Below are 20,933 nucleotides of genomic sequence, written 5' to 3' on the forward strand. Positions count from 1 at the left end.
CAGCAATCAGGCGACGGATCAGTCCTGGCGGCTGGTGACTTCGAGCAGGTGATAACCGAACTGGGTCTTCACCGGGCCTTGCACGACGTTGATTGGCGCGCTGAATACCACGGTGTCGAATTCCTTGACCATCTGGCCAGGACCGAACGAACCCAGGTCGCCGCCCTGACGGCTGGACGGGCAGGTGGAGTTGGCCTTGGCGACTTCGGCGAAATCAGCGCCGCCTTCGATCTGGGCCTTGAGTTCGTTGCACTTGTCTTCGCTGGAAACCAGGATGTGGCGGGCAGTGGCTTTAGCCATGGGGAAACTCTCCAATCTATTTCAGTAAAATGTGGAGCCTACCGGATTCAGTAAGCGATTTCTCGGCAAAGTTCCACTTGGTACATTGGTTCGTGCTTACAGCTGCGCAGCCTTCAGGCGTATGGCGTGCTCTACATAGAGTTCGACGGGATCAAGGCCCGGTTTTCGCGGCCCGTCGGGGCGGCGCAGGCTGGCGAGGTGGTCGAAGGGGTAGTCGGAGCGGATGACCGTCCCCAGATGCGAGCTGTAGCGACCGACGAAACCATCGTTCTGCCCGGCATCCACGACAAAATGTTCCGACATTGCCCGGCAGACGGCATGCACCGGGTCGAGTGTCTGCAGCCAATCGTCTTGCAGCGTGCCGCTCCAGGAGTAGTAGCGGACGTCATTGACCCGTTCCGCGCCGTGACCACCCCAGATCGCGGGCAAGCCTTGCGGGTACTTGCTGTTGAATTCGCCGACCCCCGCAGTCGTCAGGGCGTTGAGTGCCGCGACGGCATTGCGCGGTAGCGCCGGCTGACCGCTGAGCAGCGAGAGGAAGTCGGCGATCCGGGTCGCGATTTGCTCTGCCACCTGCTCCGGCAGGCGCCCCGGTATCAAAGCCATACGCAATGCGTCAGCCAGTTCCGAACCGTGATTGGGGCCACTGACGGACGTCACAGAGGCCACGTTCTTTGGCATCAGTGCAGCGGCGTAACGGCAGGCCAGCGCACCCTGACTATGCCCGATCAGGTTGACCTTGCCGGCGCCGGTGCCTTGCAGCACCCGCTCGATCTGCAGCATTAATTGCTGGCCGCGTACTTCGTTGTCATGGGTCGCAGACAGCTGTGGCACAAACACTTGGCCGCCAGCCTCCCGCAGTGCTTGCTTGACATCATGAAAAAGCTCGAAGCGACCGATACGGTCAAATCCGAACAGGCCATGGACCAAAAGGATGGGGTAGCGTGTTGTCGCATTCCGTTGCATGTTCCTGCCTCTTTTGCAGATGCTTGTCAGTGGTTGATGCGTGCCACTGTAAAACAGGCCTGCGGGGCGGCGATGTCTGAAAAGTCCTCGGAATTGCCAGGAATCTGGACTAAAAACTGTACGAACTTTCGATTCTGCTTGAGGGGGGGAGTCGGAACATTTGGCAATCTTTTGTCCTGTTTCCACGCAAACGCTGCCGGATGCCTACGCCCCGTGGTGTGTTTACCTCAGGCTTGTAATGCTTTGGGCTGACTTCATTCATTCACTGGAAGGTATTCAATGGCTTTCGTTCGACGCTGCCGTGATGGCGGCGTTTTATCCAAGGAATGGAGCCACGAATGTTTATGTACGAAGCCACTACCGACTGTTCTTCAATACTCGCGGCAAATACTTCTTCGATGTCGATTGGCTCTGACGCAGGGCCCCAACTGAGTTTGAGGGTGGACGGTGAGAACCTCGAATTCAGCTATCGACCAGCGTGCGCCCCCATACCATCTTCAGTCCGGTGTCTGGCCGCGCCGATGCTTGAGGTGCTGGAGGGTGGGATGCTCGATCCATCCCTGAGCGAGGCTGTTGTCAGGGTTGCGCCTTATCCGAACATGCTGTGCGGCGACAAGCTGGTGCTGCGCTGGGAAGGTCTCGATGCCGAAGGGGTGATCTACCGACATGAAGTTTTTCGCTCAGTAAGCGAAGAATTGGTGGGGCAGGAAATCGTGTTTGTCATAAAGGGCGTACACGTCGCAACGCTGGAGTGCGGTTCGCTGCAGGTTTACTGGACGCTGTACAGCGTCGCGCTGCCCGAGCCGGTGTCATCTGCTCGTTTGCAACTGGATGTGGGCGATCCGGAACCGGAGCTGCTTGCACCGATCATCGAAGATTCGGTGGGTGGCACGCTTGATCCGGCCCGTGTTCCACAGGGCACCAGCGTCACTGTGCGACCTTATGCGCGGATGGCTGCCGGTGATCGGGTCATTCTGTCCTGGCAAGGCTCTGCCGAGGGGCCAGCGTTCAACGATGCGTTAACGGTGGAGCATTTTGCCGTTGGCGCAGCGCTGTCTTTCTGGATAAGCGCAGATCGCTTCGCGCCTCACTCCACACTGGAAGCAAGTGTCAGCTACCGGGTCGAATCAGGAGACGCGCAGGTGAGGCGCTCCGTAAACTCCCGAATTTTGATCGCGCCGCTGATTCGAGGCGATCTTGCGGCGCCGCAAGTTCTGGAAGCGCAAGACGGTGAGCTGGACGCAGCAGATGCTGTGGACGGCGTTACCGTGGTGATCGGTAATGCGCAGGCAGAGGAAGGGGAGTTGGTGTATCTCAAGTGCAATGGTGAGTATTTCAGTCATCGTGATGACCGCGATATCACTCGGGAGATCGCCGGCCAGCCACTGGTATTTATCGTGCCTTACCGCTTCTGGCGAGAGCACCGGGAAACCGTGGTGCAGGTGTCGTATTCGGTGGAGCGCCTGGATAATGTCAGCCAGGCGTCTGGTGTAACCCGCATCCGGGTGCGGGCGTAACCCTGTGTTGGTGTTCTGAACAATGGTTCAACCTTTGCGGGATTCTGCTTCGCCCGCAAAGGTTGTTCTGAGGTTCAGGCCTGAGGACGGGCCCGAAGACGTTCGGCTGCGCTCGACAGCAACTGTTCCGTTGCGCTGAATCCCAGGCAACCGTCGGTGACCGATACGCCATAGCGCAGAGCAGCGCTCAAAGTCTGGCAGCCCTCGAACAGATGGGACTCGATCATCATGCCAACCAAGGAGCGATCACCTTGCAAGCGTTGCTCGAGCACGTCGTTGAATATTTCGGGCTGGCGCAGTGGATCCTTGCCGCTGTTGGCGTGGCTGCAGTCGACCATGATCCGGCTCGGAATCTTCAGGCGGCTCAAGTCGGCATGTACCCGTGCCACGCTGCCGCGATCGTAGTTCGGACCGTGATGACCGCCGCGCAGCACTATGTGAGTGTCGGGGTTGCCCGGGGTCTGGATGATCGCCGGGTGCCCTTGGCTGTCGACGCCGAAATGCCGATGCGGGTGTGCTGCCGAACGCATGGCGTCGACGGCTACGGTCACACCACCGTCAGTGCCGTTCTTGAAACCAACGGGCATGCTCAGGCCGCTGGCCATTTCGCGATGGATCTGCGATTCGGTCGTGCGTGCGCCGATGGCAACCCAGCCAAGCAGGTCATCGAAGTAGCCGGCAGCCATTGGCTGCAGCAGTTCGGTGGCGATGGGCAGTCCCAGACGGACCATCTCGAGCATCAGTTCGCGCGACAGGATCAGGCCGGCGGCCATGTCATCGCTGCCGTCCAGGTGTGGGTCATAGGCCAGGCCTTTCCAGCCAACCGTGGTGCGTGGTTTTTCGACATAGGCACGCATGACCAGCAGCATTTCGTCACTGATATCTTGTGCCAGGCGGGAGAGTTTTTCGGCGTATTCGAGCGCGGAGCGCGGGTCGTGAATCGAACAAGGGCCGACGACGACCAGCAGGCGATGGTCTTCGCCGTTGAGGATTGCGCGGATCGCCTGGCGGTGGGCGGCGACTTGCCGGGCGAGAGCATTGCTCAGTGGCAATTGCTGCTTGAGCTGCAACGAGCTGGGCAGGCGCAGGGTCAGCGCTTCGTTGGCAGAGTTGACCGCGGACAGTGGCAGAGCAGAAGCAGACGAGTTCATATTCGGGATTCCTGAGCTGGCGGCGGGTCTTCCCGCTCACTCGGCCCTACTGGGGTGTTCGACAATTGGCCGTATTGGCTGCGTGTGTGTGCTTGCCACCTGTGGGTGACCGATCGGAGGCGGCAGGCTGTCCCGAGCGGAGGCTGCTAAATCGCCAGGCGGTAAAACTGTCGTAACGGTAATAAGTGGCGTAGTTCATGTCGTGATTCCTCAAAGTGTCTGGTGTGTTGCTGAAAAAAGTTGGGGCCGGAAAAAACAAAACCCCCGGTCGGGAGGCCGACCGGGGGTTGAGAATTCTCTGGTAGGCGACCCGTTTACATGGGCGCCGTGTGGGTATCAGGCGCGCCAGTGGCTAAACCAATACCCAAAATAAAAGCTGGCTGGAGCGCAAACGTCGTTCACCCGGGCAGCCGCAACCGAGCGCAGTGCGCTGGCGGAACGAAGCTGTGAGAGGGCGTTGAACATGGTTTGTCTCCGATGAATGCGCCGAGCTTACTAGAGGCCCGTACGCCTGAGCAATCAGAAATTGCTATCGCTCATTCAACGCGTTACCTATCGCTTGAGTGCCGCAGGCGTTGTGACACACTGGATGTTTTGTCACAAACCCAAGGATGATTCATGTCGATGCTCACTGTCGCAGCAGCCCAATCATTTTCCGTCGCCGGTGATCTGGCCGCGAACATCGCCGGTCATTTGCGCTTGATGGCTGCAGCGGCGGAGCAGGGCGTAGAGCTTCTGGTGTTCCCGGAACTGTCCCTGACTGGCTACGAAAACCAGATGGCCGCAGACATGGCGATCGATCCGCAGGACTCGGTGCTGCAACCCTTGCGCGATTGCGCCCGAGAACTGGGCATCAGTACTGTCGTCGGCATGCCGATTCGTCTGAAGGGCAGTTCGCAGGTGTTGATCGGAGCTTTGACGTTAAGCAAGGACGGCTCTCTTGAGATTTACAGCAAACAGCATCTGCACGCTGGCGAAGAGCGTTTCTTTGCCCCCGGGTCTGGTGGCTCGACCTTGCGGATAGGCAGCGATACCGTGGCATTGGCTGTCTGCGCGGATTTTTCTCACGCCAGCCACGCGGCAACGGCTGCCGGTCTTGGTGCTGACCTGTACGCGGCAGGTGTGCTGATTGGGGACAGTGGCTATGGCGTGGATAGCGCGATGCTACAGGGTTACGCCGGACACCACGCGATGGCGGTGCTGATGGCCAATCATGCCGGGCTCACGGGTGGATGGCAGTCGGCAGGGCGCAGCGCGTTCTGGTCTGAAAGCGGGACGTTGATCGTTGCCGCACCCGGGCCTGGTGAGTTGTTGGTGGTCGCCCGGCGTGATGCCGATGGCTGGCAGGGGTGGGTGGTTCCAGTGATGGTGGCGCAATGAGCTACAGTTTGCGTCGCGCACAACCGAATGACTTGGCATTTGCCCGTGACCTGGCGTGTCGGAACATGCTGCGTTATTACATTGATCACGACCTGCTTTGGCAGGACGAAGCATTCGATGTCGCCTGGTCCGGGCGTGACAACTGGTTGATCATTCGTGCTGAAGTCGCCGTGGGATTCTTCAGCCTCAGTCGGGATCGCCGGGCACTGTACATACGCGAGCTGCAAGTGACTGAAGCCTTTCGCGGGCAGGGTGCAGGATCGTGGGCGCTTGATCAGGTTATCGCTATGGCCTGTACTGAAGGACTCCCGGCGTTGCGTCTGACCGTATTCAAAAATAATCCGGCGCAAAGTCTGTATAAGAGAAAAGGCTTGAAGGTGTGCGGCGAGGACGAGTGTTTCCTGAGGATGCAGCTCGATTTCGGTACATCTGTGCTCTGAAACCCACGGCTGGCAAGCCCTCGATGATGAATTGAAACTTTTTAAATGCTGCTTGCCGCTAGGTCTGTCCGGCACTTTTTGCTAAGGTGTCGGGCATCCCAATAAGACCAATTCGCGAGGTGTCTGCTTGATTAGGGTGCTAGTGGTCGATGACCATGATCTCGTTCGTACAGGCATTACACGTATGCTGGCCGATATCGATGGCTTGCAGGTGGTTGGCCAGGCCGAATCCGGGGAAGAATCCCTGATCAAGGCCCGTGAGTTGAAACCGGATGTGGTCCTGATGGACGTCAAGATGCCCGGTATCGGTGGTCTTGAGGCCACGCGCAAGCTGTTGCGCAGTCATCCGGACATCAAGGTCGTCGCCGTCACAGTGTGCGAGGAAGATCCGTTCCCGACACGTCTGTTGCAGGCCGGTGCTGCCGGCTACCTGACCAAGGGCGCGGGTTTACCGGAAATGGTCCAGGCCATTCGGCTGGTATTTGCCGGGCAGCGTTACATCAGTCCGCAGATTGCCCAGCAACTGGCAATCAAGTCGTTCCAGCCCACCAATGATTCGCCTTTCGATGCCTTGTCCGAACGGGAAATCCAGATCGCATTGATGATTGTCGGCTGCCAGAAGGTGCAGATTATCTCCGACAAGCTCTGCCTGTCGCCGAAAACGGTGAACACTTACCGCTACCGGATCTTCGAAAAGCTGTCGATCAGCAGCGATGTCGAACTGACGTTGTTGGCTGTGCGCCACGGCATGGTTGATGCCAGCGCCTGATCATGACTGAAACATTCGATTCCGGCGCCTTTCTGGCGACTGTCAGTGGGCGTCCCGGCGTCTATCGCATGTTCGACAGCGAGGCGCGTCTGCTTTACGTCGGCAAGGCCAAGAACCTCAAGAAGCGCCTTGCCAGCTATTTCCGCAAGACCGGGCTGGCGCCGAAAACTGCAGCGTTGGTCGGGCGTATCGCGCAGGTCGAAACGACGATCACGGCCAACGAAACCGAAGCGTTGCTGCTTGAACAGACCCTGATCAAGGAGTGGCGCCCGCCGTACAACATTCTGTTGCGCGACGATAAGTCCTATCCCTATGTGTTTCTCTCCGACGGCCAATTTCCGCGGCTGAGCATCCATCGCGGCGCAAAGAAGGCCAAGGGCAAGTATTTCGGCCCGTACCCGAGCGCCGGGGCCATCCGCGAAAGCCTCAGCCTGTTGCAAAAAACCTTTTTTGTCCGTCAGTGCGAAGACAGTTACTACAAGAACCGCACGCGCCCGTGCCTGCAATATCAGATCAAACGTTGCAAGGCGCCCTGTGTCGGTCTGGTCGAACCTGAAATCTACGCCGAGGATGTTCGCCATTCGGTGATGTTTCTTGAGGGCCGCAGTCACGCACTGACCAATGAGCTCTCTACGGCGATGGAAGAAGCGGCGATCAATCTCGAATTCGAGCGCGCCGCAGAGTTGCGTGACCAGATTGCCTTGCTGCGCCGGGTTCAGGATCAGCAAAGCATGGAAGGCGGCACGGGTGACATCGACGTCATTGCCGCCTTCGTCAACCCGGGCGGCGCCTGCGTTCATTTGATCAGTGTGCGTGGCGGGCGGGTGCTGGGCAGCAAGAACTTTTTTCCGCAGGTGGGTATTGAAGAAGAGGTTGCTGAAGTCATGGCCGCGTTCCTTGGTCAGTACTTCATCAGCAGTCCGGAGCGCGACTTGCCGAGCGAGTTGATCGTCAACGTGGTTCCAGAGGACGCAACGGCGCTGATCGAAGCCATTCACGAGTTGCGCGGTCGAGAACTGACCATCAGTCATCGCGTGCGTGGCACGCGGGCACGCTGGCAACAATTGGCGGTCACCAATGCCGAGCAGGCGCTGGGCGCACGTCTGGCCAACCGCCAACACACGGCTGCGCGCTTCGATGCGCTCGCCGAAGTGCTGAACCTGGATGAACCACCACAGCGCCTGGAATGCTATGACATCAGTCATTCCAGTGGTGAAGCAACCGTTGCGTCCTGTGTCGTGTTCGGTCCGGAAGGCGCAATCAAGTCCGATTACCGTCGCTACAACATTGAAGGCGTCACTGCAGGCGATGACTATGCCGCCATGCACCAGGCATTGACCCGCCGTTTCAGTAAACTGAAGGACGGGGAGGGCAAGTTGCCGGACATCCTGTTAGTGGACGGCGGCAAGGGGCAGCTGTCGATGGCGCGTGACGTGCTGAACGAACTGGCGGTGCCTGATCTCATTCTCTTGGGTGTGGCCAAGGGCGCAACGCGCAAGGCCGGATTCGAAACTTTGTATCTTAATGATGCTGCGCACGAGTTCACGCTTCGCGGCGACTCGCCGGCGCTGCATCTGATCCAGCAGATTCGCGACGAAGCCCACCGCTTCGCGATTACCGGACACCGCGCAAGGCGCGGTAAAACCCGCCGCACCTCAACGCTGGAAGGCGTTGCGGGCGTGGGGCCGACCCGACGTCGGGACCTGTTGAAACATTTTGGTGGATTGCAGGAGCTGTCTCGTGCAAGCATCGAAGAGATCGCCAAAGCACCGGGGATCAGTAAAAAGCTCGCAGAGTCGATTTATGCAAACCTGCATAGCGAGTAGAATGCCAACTCACCTCGTAGCCAGTTGTGCCGATGAATATCCCTAATCTGATTACCGTTCTACGCGTCCTGCTCATCCCGATCTTCATTTTGCTGTTTTACCTGCCTTACCAGTGGAGTTACATGGCCTCCGCCTCGGTATTCGCCTTTGCGGCGGCCACTGACTGGCTGGATGGTTATCTGGCTCGTCGCCTGGAGCAAAGTACGCCGTTTGGCGCCTTCCTTGATCCTGTCGCCGACAAATTGATGGTGGCAGTGGCGTTGGTGCTACTGGTGCAGGAACACGGCAACTTGTGGCTGACACTTCCCGCCGCAGTCATTATTGGCCGTGAGATCGTGGTATCGGCCTTGCGTGAATGGATGGCCGAACTCGGTGCTCGCGCCCACGTGGCGGTGTCCAATCTCGGCAAGTGGAAAACCGCCGCCCAGATGCTGGCGCTGGTGATCCTGCTGGCCAACCCGCGCGACTTCAGCTTTTGGGTCTTGCTGGGTTACGCCTTGTTGCTGGTCTCGGCAGGCCTGACATTGTGGTCGATGGTTCAATACCTGCGCGCTGCCTGGCCGCATCTGAAAACCGACGTTGAAAAGAAATAAAACTTTTTTGAATCAAAGGGTTGACGGGGCTTCTGAAATCTATAGAATGCGCCACACCAAGCGGGAATAGCTCAGTTGGTAGAGCACGACCTTGCCAAGGTCGGGGTCGCGAGTTCGAGTCTCGTTTCCCGCTCCAAGTTTGTACGCGGTTGTTGTTGTGCTACTAGACAGCGATCGTTTGAGGCCGAGTAGCAAAATGGTTATGCAGTGGATTGCAAATCCACCTACGCCGGTTCGATTCCGACCTCGGCCTCCACTCTTAAAAACCCCGTAGATCAATGATCTACGGGGTTTTTTATTGTCTGCGAAAAAGTGGGGTGTTCCGCAGTTCTTGAGGGGGTTCCGCAACTTATCGCGCTGGCTACGTGGTTTTATTGGGGCTTTTGGTTTTTTTCGTGGTGCTGCTGAGTTGACGCCAGGTGGCTGTCAAAAAACGATTTCAGAATGAAATACGTTGTTGCTACAGGTGAGCCCTTGAACCTGACGTTATCTAACAATTTCAATTAAAGGGTTGCGCAACTACGTCGCTGGCCTAATCTAATTTGCGCGTTCGGGTTCATAGTGATGCAGCTGAGCGATAGCCCGGAAGAGGAAGGAAATTTTAATTTTTCAAGGAGCGTGCAAGTGACCACCACTGATAATACGAAAAAGGTCGACCTAGTCTTTTTAATCGACTCTAGTAACTCAATGAAGGATGAAGCATCCGCGCTCAGTGCAAGGCTCAATGCGGCAATCGAGCAGGCGAGTAAAGCCTGTCCTTCGGATTTACGTGTTGAGTTTCTTGGTATTGAGGGTACTTTTGGCAATTCAAAATTTGATAAGAGCGCACGTAGCTATCTTACCGGGACGCTTGGGGTCGAGGACGGTAAGATCAAAGGCCGAAAAGCCAGTGCCGTCGGTAATCCAGCACAGGAGGATGTAGCGCCGGCTGCCGAAGACATCATCAAATATTTTGACTGGCGCAAAGGAGCGGAAAGAAACCTCTTCGTATTGGGAGATGAAAGCCTGTACGGCGGAGAGATGGTACTGAATGCAGAGCGCATTAAAGCCTGTGATGATGCCATCGACACCGCACTGGCCCATACTGTTAAGGTTCACTCTTATCTGGGAACTCCGCACCATACTCTGCCTTACCCTACACCTGCTGATGAAGAGGCCATGGTTAAGGAGTACAAGCGTCTTGCATTACGCACCGGCGGTGAACATTATATTTACACCAAAGGCATTGCTGATTTCTCCCAAGTACTGAAAAACGCTATCTGCGCCAGCAAGGTACCCCATCAGGAAAGTGTCGAAGAGAAGAAAGAAGAGGCCGATAAGTTGGAGGGTAAAGATCCTGTCGATAAGCCAGATAATACTGCTTCAGGAAATAGTAATCTCTGCGAGCAACTCCCCGAGATTGTCAAAGCGGTTAATACGTTGGCCGACGTACTGAAAGGTCTGGTTGAGTCCTGCGCCCCGAGCAGCAATAGAGAAAAACACGCTTGTCATTGTCATGAACATGATGCGAAAAAAGACACTGGGAATAACAGTGCTGAGCAATCTGGGAATAGTAACCCCGGGGTGGAAGAGCAGCCCCAGGTATCCGAATTCGTCGATAAAACGATGTTTACTGATGGCGACTGGAACCAATGGGAAGCCGGGCCCGTCGGGCATGACTGTCAACTTGTCGATTACGCGAAGCAAAAAACTAAAGGTCTTTATTTTAAAACAGCTGCGAACAAAGCGCATGCCGGCACTATCCTGAAGAAAACTCTGGTGGGATTGGAACCAGGGCAAGAGTATTCGTTTCTGATCCGCGCCAAGCGGGTGATCGGGAAGTTTAGTACACCGAAGCTCTCATTGAGCGTTGACGGTAAAGACATCAGTGGTGTGGTAGAGCTGATAACTACAGATGAATGGGTGACAATAAAAGGGAACTTCACCGCGGGAGCGGGGCCGACAAATCTGGAGGTGATCAGTCATGAAAATGACAGCAATGGCAATGATTACCATGTGGGACGTCTGGTGATTGCCAATCCCGGAAACCCGGCTTTAGACATTTGAATATGGGGCCACAGATCTGTGGCCTCTTCTCTCTTGCCTCCCACCCTGATCGCCAGTAAATCGCACGTACTGTGTAGTGCTCTAATGAAACCGGACACCCATTTAGGCGAGAATGCTCGCCAGATAGTGGTGTCTGATGACCAAGCAACGTCGTTCCTTTTACGCTGAATTCAAACGCGAGGCCGCAGGCCTCGTGCTTGATCAGGGCTATAGCCATATCGAAGCCTGTCGTTCGCTCGGGGTTGTCGAGTCCGCGTTGCGCCGCTGGGTCATCAGGAAACAGGGTTGAAAATGAGGTTCAAGCTACCAGGTAGATAGCTATCAACCGAGCCAGGAGTTTACCTGTCTCGCGATTGGTGGGGCGTGAAAAGAGTTCCGCAACGATATTTGCCCCCTTGATGGGACGTACCCTAGAGGGCTTCAGAAATCAGTAGCTTGCGGAACAAAATGCGTGCTAACCTATTGATCTACTTGGCTTTGTAGCGTGGATTGAAAATCCACCTGCGCCGGTTCGATTCCGACCTCGGCCTCCACTATAAACAAGCTCCGTAGATCCATGATTTACGGAGCTTTTTTATTTCCAGTGTGCTGCAAGATTTAGTCTTGAAATCAGCCACTGTGAACTTGCTTCACCGGGAAGTGATGTATATATTTCCCGCTCTGCTTCACATGGCCCAACACTGTCAGGTTTGCTGATCGACTGATATGAGGGCTGCACCGCGCTACCGCCCGAATGGCGAAACTGGTAGACGCATGGGACTTAAAATCCCCCGCTCGTAAGGGCGTGCCGGTTCGATTCCGGCTTCGGGCACCATCTTGAATCAAGGGTTTGCGGGCGAAAGCTGATGCAAACCCTTGTTTGTTTCTGGGTCGCAATTCTGACATTGGTTCGCAGTTCACTTTGTGGGCATGACCCTGTTGCCCGTGCCCTTGCCCTTGCGGATGTACTGCTCGGTCATCCACGGTGGTATGCCCAAGTTGATCCTCGACCCGCATGATGTCGCCGTTCGATTTTGCCTTGTCTGTGCCGGCCTTAGCGGGTAAATCGCGCATCTGGAGCACGGACGTCTCAACTCCAACAGCCTCCCTGGCCCTATCACTTGCCGACAACGACTGTGCGCGTTTGCCTGCTGTCGCAGTCAGCAAACACCCGAGAATCGATTGAGACGTTGACTGGCACAGAAGCAAATCAAAGCCTTGTCCACGCCGTGTTGCGCTCGAATTTTCCAGCGTCAACCGATCGAGCGTTGACATTACATGGCCACCTCCTATCGTTCTCCCCAGACCGCATCCAGGGACCGGATGTGCCGGACAGCCTTTGCGGGCGCGGTCGTTTATGCCATTCCAACCAGGAGCAGCAAAATGTCCAGTGCGACCCAAACCATTGATGTGTTGGTCAATATCGATGCCGATTACTTGCTCGCCCATCCCGGCGACGTAGGCGGCGCAATTTCCATGCTGGTGACGCGTGATGCTGTCGACAGCCATGCCAGCGGCAACACCGGCGAAGGCGGCAACGAGTTGTGGATTGACGTCAAACCCGGCGACAACATCCGCTGGCGCGCAACGACACTGTCGCGTAACTTCGACCGCATTGCATTGATCAAGGACGTCGAGAGCGGCGACCCGCATCAGGGCGGAGATTACCAGGGCACCATGACGAAACCGATAACGTTCAACGTTCCCGGTGTGGTGCTCTATCTGAACAAGGCGGCTCCCGGCGGTGTTTCCAAAACCGACGTGACCTACTCCCTGTGGCAATCCACTGCTCAGAATCAAGGAAAGCTCTGGTACACAATCACCTTCGCTCTGTACGACCGTGACCTGAACCAGATTGGCCCGAACTACACCTGGGATCCCTACATCACCGTCAATGACCAGTAACTGAAATGCCCATGGCCTTGACCGGCTTCCTTCGCGGGTGACGGAGGCACATGACCGGGCTGTGTGCAGGCCCGAAAAAGGAGCCAGATTCATTTCAACAAAATGGATCTGGCTCCTTTCGTTTATAGCTCTGGCCTCAACCCCTCTCAGGACACTTGAAGCTCCAGGAGTAAATCTTCATGTCTTTGACTTCTTCGCCAACCGTCGCGACGCCCAGGCAGGTTCCGTTCTTGATGTAGTTGAAACTGCAGAAGCGCAGGCCTTCCGTGCAAGATTCGATTTCATTGAAGCCTTTCTTCACGAGCGTGTTTTCGACCCCGAAATCACCCGAATAGGTCGGGTTTGGTTTCCAGTCATTTTTGATCAAGGCTTTTCGGGCGTTTAAAAATGGCATGTGTTCTTTGATCGGGACGTCTGTCGCATTGGCAAGGGGGTTGATGCCGCAAAGAAGGCTGATGAGGAGCGTTCCCATTGAGGAGTTCTGCATTTTTTGGGTGCCCAGAGTGTGCCACGAACGTTTCCGGCGACATCGGCAGATCTACACTGCTCGACTCGCAGAGTCAGCGCCATGATCGCAGTTTCGAAGACAAATTTTCGTTGAATCTGTAAAGCAGGGAAGGCCAATTTTAACAAGGCCTCCAGTCATTTTGACGGCTCGTTCTTTTGCCTCTGTGCTCAAAACCGTTGGTCAGTTCTCAATGCAATCTCCCTGGCAAGAGACTACTTTTGTGATCTGGTCGGTAAAGTCGCGGGAGATTTCAAGAGGTCATTGAAGCGATAATCTGAGCTAGACCCCGTGACACCGACTTCAGGATGGATCTTGAACAAGGCGCGGTGCATCACCCGATAGGAATTCAGACATTCAGTCTGTGATGCGAACCCGCCATCTTTAGCGTGTTAAGGAGAACACAGATGGCAATCAACCAAACACTCCAGACTTCGGATAAAACCGCTCTCGTCAAAGCCGAGGTGTACCGTTGGTACAATCTCTTCTTTCCGTGGTCGCGCGGCGTCTCCTCCCACTCGGAAGGTGCCATCAAGCCCTTGTACGATGCACTGGCGAATGAGTTTCGGGTGGTGCTCACCGACGGTCAGATCATGAGCCGGGCGGACTACTGGGAGCGACTTTGGGGCCTGTACGGCAAACGTGCCGGAAGCCCGGAATCGCACATCACCAATCTCTCGATCACACCGCTTCCAGGCGACTTCTTCCTCGCGGTCTTCGATCTCGTCAAGGACGGAATCGCCAAGAAGAAAGTCGATTCGGCGCTCATGCGCGTTGACCGCTCCTCTCCATCGGGAATTTCATGGATTTACGTCCACGAAAGCGAGCACGAGAGGGCGCTCTCGTAAGTCGTTCAGTTCCCTTGGTGATGGCTACAAGGCCTGAATGTTCATAACGTTGACGAAATGACCAAGCCCAGCCCCGCGCTGGGCTTTTTCGTTTCTGCGATCCAGGCAGAAAACCAAGAGCCCGGACGTATCCGGGCCTCTGGGGCAAACATTCAGCGCGAGTCAACTTCGTCTGCAATCCGGGCGTTTGATCTTTCCCTGCGCCTGCGAAGCCAACTGAAGAACGCGTGAACCGGGTGTAAAAACGCCGCAAGCACGCACAGCAGCATGATGATGAAAATGGCAATCAGCGGGAGGCTTTCGTGCGAGAACATGGTGGGGTACTCCTGTAGTCACTATGTCGGAACCCGCAGGCTAGACGCATCGAGCCGTGTTTGCGATGAACGTATGTTCATGTTCGGGTACTTGAACTGTGCTACGGAGGGCTCGCCAAAATGATCGATTGTGGATCTGCGCAGGCCATTTTGCGCAGTCATCCTGGGGGCACTACAGGAGCGGGGTTGTAACGCGATAAACCCGCGACGTTCGGCGCTGGCCTTTGGTTGAGGGCAGCGCCGCGCGTGGAGTGATTGAATTTCAGCCGCGCTTCGGCAGTTTCCAGTTCGGACGAATGAAGTGGCAGGTGTAGCCATTCGGGATCCGCTCCAGGTAGTCCTGATGCTCAGGTTCCGCTTCCCAGAATGGCCCCGCCGGTTCGATTTCGGTGACTACTCGGCCAGGCCACAATTTTGAGGCGTCGACGTCGGCAGCGGTGTCCTCGGCGATGTCGCGTTGCTGTTCGTTGAGGTAATAGATTGCCGAGCGATAGCTGGGGCCAAGATCGTTGCCCTGGCGATTGGGCGTGCTGGGGTCGTGGATCTGGAAGAAGAACTCGAGGATCTGCCGGTAGCTGATCACGGCCGGATCGAAAACGATTTCGATGGCTTCGGCGTGGTTGCCGTGGTTGCGATAGGTGGCGTTCGGCACATCGCCGCCGGTGTATCCGACTCGTGTCTGCAGCACGCCGGGATAGCGTCGCAGCAGGTCTTGCATGCCCCAGAAGCAGCCGCCGGCGAGAATGGCGGTTTCGGTTTGTCCGGTCATGATCTGTGCGTCCTCTCGGTGACAGTGGGTATGGCCATTGTTATGAGGGCGCATTGGCCAATTCCAAGGGTTACGATCTTGCCCGACGCTTAACCTTTTTCGTTTGAACGCTTTTCGGCGGTCACGATGCAAGCGGAGAAGAAGTTCTTTTGAAAGTCAGCGACCGCTTGTTGCTGCAGTGATTCTGAAGTGTAAACCGGGATCTGATAGGCCTCTCCAATCAGGATCTTGTACAAGTCGCTGACATACTTGTCTTGCGCGCCTTCAGCCAACTCCCAGAGTGAAGCTTTCGGCACACCGGCCTGTCGGCCTTTCATGATCTGTCTGGCCGAGTTTTCTGTGCGTTTGCACTCTTCGAAATCTGCACTGGGCAGAGCGGCTGCATGAGCGGAAAGGCTCAGGGTGATCATGGCAGCCGCTACAGCAAGTCTTGGTGTGTGCATGAGGCGTCGTCCTTGAAAGTGTGGCCGAACTTTAACATTCGAGTCGCCGTTACACAGGGGCAATAAAAAGCCCCGGCGGTTGCGGCCAGGGCATTTTGCTCGGTCTGTTGGTTCGGGTCAGTACTTCACGCAAGGGGGAATGGACTAACAGTACTGCCGCGGCGTGGGCTGTTGAGGTCTTTATACAAAAGCTTGCCCGTGAAAGCCCCGTGGCAGACGTTGCGGCCCGGCCAGTGCGGTCAATCGTTCGATCCATTCCGATCGCCAGTTCGACGCGCCATGAACGGCCTTGGCATGACGAGCGGCACGCCGTGCAGCATTGCGTTGGGTTTTGCGCGCTTCTTTGTAGGCATCGGTGTTGCGGCAGCTGCGGCATTTGACGCGGTTGAGTTCCTGGCTCGAGGCTAGGTTGTTGCCCTTGTGACCACAAGCCAGATGTCCGTCTGTTTTGAAATGGATAACCATGAACAGTCTCCTGGGGGACGTGTACAGATTATGACCTCCCACGACCCAGGGCGTTCGGTGCATCGGCCAAGTGGCTCGTCTGGTTACTGTCGTTTATTGCTGCGCGATCATCTGAAGCGCGGCAATGGTCGTTCGACAGGTTGCAGCGAAGACAGTGTGCTGCGGATCAGCGGCGTGTCTTTTTCGATGTCGTTCAGGCGATCACGGATGCGCAGGGCGGTCGGATGTCCGCCTTGATGATCGACCCAGTCGGCGATCTCCTTGCAGGCCGCAGCAAGGCGCGCCTGACGGGAGTCGAGCAGGGTGAGGAGGGTGGTGATGGACTCTTTTTCGGACATGGAACACCTCCGTTCAGAAAACCGTTGAGAGGCAGCAAAAAGCTCGCAGAGCTGCGAGCTCTCTGCCGTTGGGGCGCTGGTCCGTCAGCTGAATTGAGTATAGACCCGGCCTGTCAATTGCATCAGCCGACCGACTGCCGCGCCGACACTGGCGAACTCGCGGCATTGAGCCGGTGGCATTCGCGTCGGGCATCTTCCTCGAGATCGTAGCCATCGCCGATGAAGCCGCCGGTACGGGTGTCGTTGATTCGATACCAACGGCTGGCCTCGGCGGGCTCATGCAGACTTTCCCCGGCGCGGCGGCCGTGAATGATGATCTTGTTGCACCGCTTCACGACAAAAATGTCTTCCATGGCGTCACCACAGCAATTAGGTGTCAGATCAACTATAGAAGCCTTGGCCAATCGTGCAAAAAATAGACAGTCAGTTCGTCGGTTGCAATCGCCATCCCTCGTGATGCCAATCCAGGTGATGCGTCGGTTGCAAGGCCTGCAAAAAGTCCGGGTCGTGGGAAACCGCGACAATTGCCCCGGGAAACGTCTGCAATGCCTGTTCGAAAGCCTGTACCGAGGCCAGGTCCAGATGATTGCTAGGCTCATCGAGCAGCAGCAATTGCGCGGGCGTCTGGCGCCACAACGCTACCGCGAGCGCGGCTTTCAAGCGTTCACCGCCGCTCAGTGAAGCGCTTGGGCGGGTGACCCGTTGCGCGTCCAGTTGCAGGTGCGCCAGATGGCTGCGCAATGCGCTTTCACTCAATGGGCTCTGCAGCGCGATCAACTGTTCCATGACGCTGAGGCGATCGTCCAGTAACACCAGGTGCTGGTCGAGGCAGGCCACGGGAACATGGGTGGTGCATTCGCCGCTCACGGGGTGCAGATCGCCGGCGAGCAGCCTGAGCAAGGTCGATTTGCCGCAGCCATTGGGGCCATTGACGGCAACGCGCACGGGGCCGTTCAACGTCAGGTTGAACACCTGCGCCGGCAACCATGGCAGGCGCACGTCCATCAATGTGCAGACCCTGCGCGAGCTGGGTACTGCGCTGCCGGGAAGGTTCATCAGCACCACATCGTCCGGGAGCACCTTGACGTAGGCGTCACGCACCCGGGCGTCGAGCTCCGATTTGCGCTGCTGATGACCATGACGCACATGCCCCATGATCTGCCGTGCGGCACCTTTGAGGCTGGCGCGTTCGAAGCCCGAGACATTGGCGGTCTTGGCATTGCGCAACGAGCGGGCGGCATGGCGCTGGATGGTGTCGTGTTCGGTTTTCAGGCGCTGCTGTTCACGCCGGCGCTCGGTTCGGCTTTGATCGAGCGTCGCTTGCGCCGCGGCCTGATGGATCTGCCGCTGCTGTTGATACGCGCAAAAGTTGCCGCCGTACACTGTGACGCCCAATGGCGTCAGCTCGACGATACGCTGCATGCGTTCAAGCAATTGCCGGTCATGACTGACGACGATCAGTGCGCCGCGCCAGCGTTGTAGCTCAATCATCAGCCACTGCCGGCCGGCGGCGTCCAGATGGTTGGTCGGCTCATCCAGCACCAGCAAGCGCGCCGGACTCAGGAAGGCACCGATCAACGCCAGGCGGGCCTGTTGACCGCCGCTCAGAGACTGAGTCAAATCCGTCGGTGCAACATCCGGCAGCCCGGCATCATCGAGCCGTTGGCGCAGACGTTCGGCCAGATCCCAGCGTTCGCCGAGGATGTCGAAATCTTCCGGTGTCGCCTCGCCCCGTTGCAGGCGGCGCAGTGCGCGCAGGGCGCAGGAGGTGCCTGTGGCGTCGGCTACGGTCTGCTCCGGTCCGGCGATGAATGTTTGCGCCACATAGGCCACGGCCTCCGTGCAGGTGACGCTGCCGGCAGTCGGTTGCAAGTCTCCGGCAATCAGCCGCGCAAGCACGCTTTTGCCGACGCCATTGCGCCCGACGATCGCGGTGTGGGTGTGATCGAATTGCAGATTCAGATCATTGAAAACCGTCTCGCCATTGGCGAACTGAAAAGCCAACTGATTCAGGCAGACGAGGGCAGGCGTATGCGAGACGTGAGTCATCGGCACCTCCGAAAAATGTCGTGAACAGTGACAGGCGCGATTCAGCGCGTGCCGCGATTACATTTTCAGAAGGCTTGATTGTTCACTGTCTGCGGTTGTCCTGAAGAGGGGAAAGGTCGCTAGCCTAGAACAGCTGGACGCCTCGATCAAGGCGCGTCCAGCATTTGCTCCAGAAACATTGCCAGGGCGACTTCCTCGGCGCGCAGGCCTTTGCGCACTCTCGGGCGTGGCAGTTCGGCCAGCGCTCCGAGCAGGAACCGTTCGACCACGGCCGGATGGATGTAGCACTTGCGGCACACCGCCGGGGTGTTGCCCAGTTGCTTGGCAACGCTCTTCACCATGTCCACCACGTGCCGTTTCGCCTCGGCCTCCGACTCCCAGTGCAGCTCGCGCAACACCGCCAGAGCCAGCGCGCTGCCGGCCCAGGTGCGGTAGTCCTTGGCGGTGAAGTCGGCGCCGGTGAGGGTTTGCAGGTAAGTGTTGACGTCGTGTGAACTGACGGTGTGCCGCTCGCCGTTTTCGTCCAGATACTGGAACAGATTCTGCCCGGGAATCTCCAGGCAACGCTTGATGATGCGTGCCAGGCGTCGATCCTTGACGGTGATCTGATGCTCGATGCCGCTTTTGCCGCGAAACTGGAACAGGATTGCGCTGCCGTTGACCTCGACATGCCGGCTGCGCAAGGTGGTCAGGCCGTAGGAGCGGTTGTCCCGCGCGTACTGAGTGTTGCCGACGCGGATCAGCGTGGCGTCGAGCAGCGTGATGACGGTGGCCATGACCTTGTCACGGCTGAAACCGGGCGCGTCCAGCAGGGCTTCGAGCTGTTTGCGCAGTTTCGGCAACGCCAGGCCGAACTCACGCAGGCGCGAGTATTTGTCGGCGTCGCGCACCTCCCGCCAGCGCGGGTGATACCGATACTGCTTGCGGCCCCGGGCATCGCGGCCGGTGGCCTGCAAATGGCCGCGCGGGTCGGCGCAGATCCACACGTTGGTGTAGGCCGGTGGCACCGCCAATGAATTGATTCGTTTGATTTCGTCGGGATCACTGATGCGCTGTCCGGCCGGATCGAAATAGGCGAACTTGCCGCGCAGTTTCTTGCGGGTCAGGCCGGGTTGGGTATCTTCGACGTAATGCAGGTCGGGGGGTAGCACGTCGGCTGGCGCAGTGTCGGGCATGGCGTATGTCCTTGGCGGCAAATCGCTCTGTTACAGCGATTGACCGCGCGCCGTTGCCGTCGTGCCAACGAATTCAGGCGAGTACTGCGACGGCCTTGATCTGCGCCCACAAGTGCTGGCCCGGGTGAATGCCGAGCTGATCCCGGGAGAAGCGGGTGATCCGCGCCAACAGCGGTGTGCCACCGGCGTCCAGCCGAATCAGCACGTGCGCGGTGTTGTCCGCCGCCTGCTCGCTGACCACGGTGACCGGCAACCGATTGAGGATGCTGCTGGCCTCGCTGTCATGCTGACTCAGACTGATGTCGCGGGCGTGCACCTTGGCGCGCAGGGTCTGACCTACGGCCATCGGTGCGTGCGTTACGCGGATGTTCATTTCGGTGGCCGGCAGTTGCAGGCTGAGCAACTGATAATCAGCGTCGTAGGCACTGACCTGGCCTTCGATGATCACCCCGGCGTCGTCGCCCATCGCCATTGGCAGGTCGAGACGCGCGAGGGTTTCGCCAATCGGGCCGCTGGCCAGCGCCTTGCCGTCGCTGAGCAGCACCAGATGATCGGCCAGTCGCGCGACCTCATCCTGAGCGTGGCTGACGTACAGCACTGGAATGTCCAGTTCATCGTGCAGGCGTTGCAGGTAGGGCAGGATTTCGTTTTTGCGCTGGCTGTCGAGGGCGGCCAATGGCTCATCCATCAGCAGCAGCTTGGGGCTGGTCAACAGTGCGCGGGCGATGCCGACTCGCTGGCGTTCGCCGCCGGACAGATGCTGCGGATGGCGCTCCAGCAAATGGCCGATCCCCAGCAGTTCGGTGGCTTGCGCCATGTCGACTCGGCGCTCGGCCTTGGCGATGCGTTTAAGGCCGAACTGCAGGTTGGCCAGCACCGACAAGTGCGGAAACAGGCTGGCTTCCTGGAACACATAACCTAGCGCACGTTTGTGCGGCGGGACAAAAATGCGCCGTTCGCTGTCCTGCCAGACTTCGTCGTTGACCTGGATAAAACCCTGTTCGGCGCGTTCAAGACCGGCGATGCAACGCAGGCAGGTGGTTTTACCCGAACCGGAATGACCATACAACGCGGTCACGCCACGCCCTGGCAAGTGCAGATCGACATCCAGGCTGAAACCCGAATAGGTGATTTTCAGACGTGCATCAATCATCG

Annotated in this window: 22 protein-coding genes, 3 tRNA genes and 1 pseudogene; 13 read left to right on the top strand and 13 right to left on the bottom strand. The window is 57.6% G+C overall.

All coding sequences use genetic code 11. The features are described from left to right. Positions 1-18 precede the first annotated feature (18 nt). Entirely contained in the window at positions 19-300 is a 282-nt protein-coding gene (locus QMK55_RS26110) for a peptidylprolyl isomerase (RefSeq protein WP_007912303.1), read from the bottom strand. Positions 301-396: 96 nt separating this feature from the next. Then, positions 397-1,266: a triacylglycerol lipase gene (locus tag QMK55_RS26115; RefSeq protein WP_320328103.1), complete on the bottom strand. Its 870-nt coding sequence runs from the start codon at positions 1,264-1,266 to the stop codon at positions 397-399. A 545-nt stretch (positions 1,267-1,811) separates the two neighbouring features. Between QMK55_RS26115 and QMK55_RS26120 the strand changes: the two genes are divergently transcribed. After that, positions 1,812-2,783 carry a hypothetical protein gene (locus QMK55_RS26120; RefSeq protein WP_320328104.1) on the top strand — a complete coding sequence of 324 codons (972 nt, stop codon included), beginning with the start codon at positions 1,812-1,814 and terminating at the stop codon, positions 2,781-2,783. Positions 2,784-2,857: 74 nt separating this feature from the next. Here the strand turns inward: QMK55_RS26120 and QMK55_RS26125 are convergent, their stop codons facing one another. Then, a complete protein-coding gene (locus QMK55_RS26125; protein ID WP_102355374.1) occupies positions 2,858-3,934 on the bottom strand; it encodes a 3-deoxy-7-phosphoheptulonate synthase in 1,077 nt (358 codons plus the stop codon). A 618-nt stretch (positions 3,935-4,552) separates the two neighbouring features. Between QMK55_RS26125 and QMK55_RS26130 the strand changes: the two genes are divergently transcribed. The 11 genes and pseudogenes from QMK55_RS26130 (at position 4,553) to QMK55_RS26180 (ending at position 12,872) form a co-directional block, all read left to right on the top strand. After that, the gene (locus QMK55_RS26130) at positions 4,553-5,314 is read left to right on the top strand and encodes a carbon-nitrogen hydrolase family protein (RefSeq protein WP_320328105.1); all 762 of its coding nucleotides are present in this window, start codon (positions 4,553-4,555) and stop codon (positions 5,312-5,314) included. Continuing rightward, positions 5,311-5,754: a GNAT family N-acetyltransferase gene (locus tag QMK55_RS26135; RefSeq protein WP_102355376.1), complete on the top strand. Its 444-nt coding sequence runs from the start codon at positions 5,311-5,313 to the stop codon at positions 5,752-5,754. Before QMK55_RS26130 ends, QMK55_RS26135 begins: the two co-directional genes overlap by 4 nt. Before the next feature lie 127 nt (positions 5,755-5,881). After that, complete coding sequence (uvrY, locus tag QMK55_RS26140) at positions 5,882-6,523, top strand: UvrY/SirA/GacA family response regulator transcription factor (protein ID WP_024012761.1); 642 nt, start codon at positions 5,882-5,884, stop codon at positions 6,521-6,523. Between the two features lie 2 nt (positions 6,524-6,525). Further along, the gene (uvrC, locus tag QMK55_RS26145) at positions 6,526-8,349 is read left to right on the top strand and encodes an excinuclease ABC subunit UvrC (RefSeq protein ID WP_102355377.1); all 1,824 of its coding nucleotides are present in this window, start codon (positions 6,526-6,528) and stop codon (positions 8,347-8,349) included. A 32-nt stretch (positions 8,350-8,381) separates the two neighbouring features. Beyond that, positions 8,382-8,942, top strand: a complete 561-nt coding sequence (pgsA, locus tag QMK55_RS26150) for a CDP-diacylglycerol--glycerol-3-phosphate 3-phosphatidyltransferase (RefSeq protein ID WP_102355378.1) — start codon at positions 8,382-8,384, stop codon at positions 8,940-8,942. A gap of 60 nt (positions 8,943-9,002) precedes the next feature. Then, positions 9,003-9,078: transfer RNA gene (locus tag QMK55_RS26155), tRNA-Gly, on the top strand. 46 nt (positions 9,079-9,124) lie between these two features. After that, positions 9,125-9,198 (top strand) — tRNA-Cys (locus QMK55_RS26160). A gap of 368 nt (positions 9,199-9,566) precedes the next feature. Then, entirely contained in the window at positions 9,567-10,988 is a 1,422-nt protein-coding gene (locus QMK55_RS26165; protein WP_320328106.1) for a carbohydrate binding domain-containing protein, read from the top strand. 136 nt (positions 10,989-11,124) lie between these two features. Further along, a pseudogene (locus QMK55_RS26170) lies at positions 11,125-11,271 on the top strand (transposase); the annotation flags it as partial. Positions 11,272-11,715: 444 nt separating this feature from the next. Further along, positions 11,716-11,802, top strand: a tRNA-Leu gene (locus QMK55_RS26175). Between the two features lie 548 nt (positions 11,803-12,350). Further along, positions 12,351-12,872, top strand: coding sequence for an AidA/PixA family protein (locus QMK55_RS26180; RefSeq protein ID WP_102358539.1), 522 nt, complete (start codon positions 12,351-12,353; stop codon positions 12,870-12,872). Between the two features lie 136 nt (positions 12,873-13,008). Here QMK55_RS26180 and QMK55_RS26185 read toward each other — a convergent pair whose 3' ends face one another. After that, entirely contained in the window at positions 13,009-13,344 is a 336-nt protein-coding gene (locus tag QMK55_RS26185; RefSeq protein WP_256588266.1) for a hypothetical protein, read from the bottom strand. A gap of 440 nt (positions 13,345-13,784) precedes the next feature. Between QMK55_RS26185 and QMK55_RS26190 the strand changes: the two genes are divergently transcribed. Then, positions 13,785-14,225, top strand: a complete 441-nt coding sequence (locus tag QMK55_RS26190; RefSeq protein WP_102358535.1) for a hypothetical protein — start codon at positions 13,785-13,787, stop codon at positions 14,223-14,225. Between the two features lie 152 nt (positions 14,226-14,377). Here QMK55_RS26190 and QMK55_RS26195 read toward each other — a convergent pair whose 3' ends face one another. The 9 genes from QMK55_RS26195 to modC form a co-directional block, all read right to left on the bottom strand. Further along, on the bottom strand, positions 14,378-14,539 hold the full coding sequence (locus QMK55_RS26195; protein ID WP_178082165.1) for a hypothetical protein: 162 nt from the start codon (positions 14,537-14,539) through the stop codon (positions 14,378-14,380). A gap of 262 nt (positions 14,540-14,801) precedes the next feature. Beyond that, positions 14,802-15,308 (bottom strand): peptide-methionine (S)-S-oxide reductase MsrA, encoded by a 507-nt coding sequence (msrA, locus tag QMK55_RS26200; RefSeq protein ID WP_102358534.1) that lies wholly within the window; start codon positions 15,306-15,308, stop codon positions 14,802-14,804. Positions 15,309-15,397: 89 nt separating this feature from the next. Continuing rightward, the gene (locus QMK55_RS26205; protein WP_320328107.1) at positions 15,398-15,751 is read right to left on the bottom strand and encodes a hypothetical protein; all 354 of its coding nucleotides are present in this window, start codon (positions 15,749-15,751) and stop codon (positions 15,398-15,400) included. 180 nt (positions 15,752-15,931) lie between these two features. Further along, complete coding sequence (locus tag QMK55_RS26210) at positions 15,932-16,216, bottom strand: hypothetical protein (RefSeq protein ID WP_102358532.1); 285 nt, start codon at positions 16,214-16,216, stop codon at positions 15,932-15,934. Positions 16,217-16,323: 107 nt separating this feature from the next. Further along, the gene (locus tag QMK55_RS26215; protein ID WP_007964939.1) at positions 16,324-16,554 is read right to left on the bottom strand and encodes a hypothetical protein; all 231 of its coding nucleotides are present in this window, start codon (positions 16,552-16,554) and stop codon (positions 16,324-16,326) included. Positions 16,555-16,676: 122 nt separating this feature from the next. Beyond that, on the bottom strand, positions 16,677-16,907 hold the full coding sequence (locus tag QMK55_RS26220; protein WP_102358531.1) for a hypothetical protein: 231 nt from the start codon (positions 16,905-16,907) through the stop codon (positions 16,677-16,679). A gap of 70 nt (positions 16,908-16,977) precedes the next feature. Further along, a complete protein-coding gene (locus tag QMK55_RS26225) occupies positions 16,978-18,603 on the bottom strand; it encodes an ABC-F family ATP-binding cassette domain-containing protein (protein ID WP_320328108.1) in 1,626 nt (541 codons plus the stop codon). 146 nt (positions 18,604-18,749) lie between these two features. Continuing rightward, positions 18,750-19,778, bottom strand: a complete 1,029-nt coding sequence (locus QMK55_RS26230) for a DNA topoisomerase IB (RefSeq protein ID WP_320328109.1) — start codon at positions 19,776-19,778, stop codon at positions 18,750-18,752. Between the two features lie 73 nt (positions 19,779-19,851). Further along, on the bottom strand, positions 19,852-20,931 hold the full coding sequence (gene modC, locus QMK55_RS26235) for a molybdenum ABC transporter ATP-binding protein (protein ID WP_102358528.1): 1,080 nt from the start codon (positions 20,929-20,931) through the stop codon (positions 19,852-19,854). Between the last annotated feature and the right edge of the window lie 2 nt (positions 20,932-20,933).

It is taken from the genome of Pseudomonas sp. P8_229, assembly GCF_034008635.1.
Taxonomy (GTDB): domain Bacteria; phylum Pseudomonadota; class Gammaproteobacteria; order Pseudomonadales; family Pseudomonadaceae; genus Aquipseudomonas.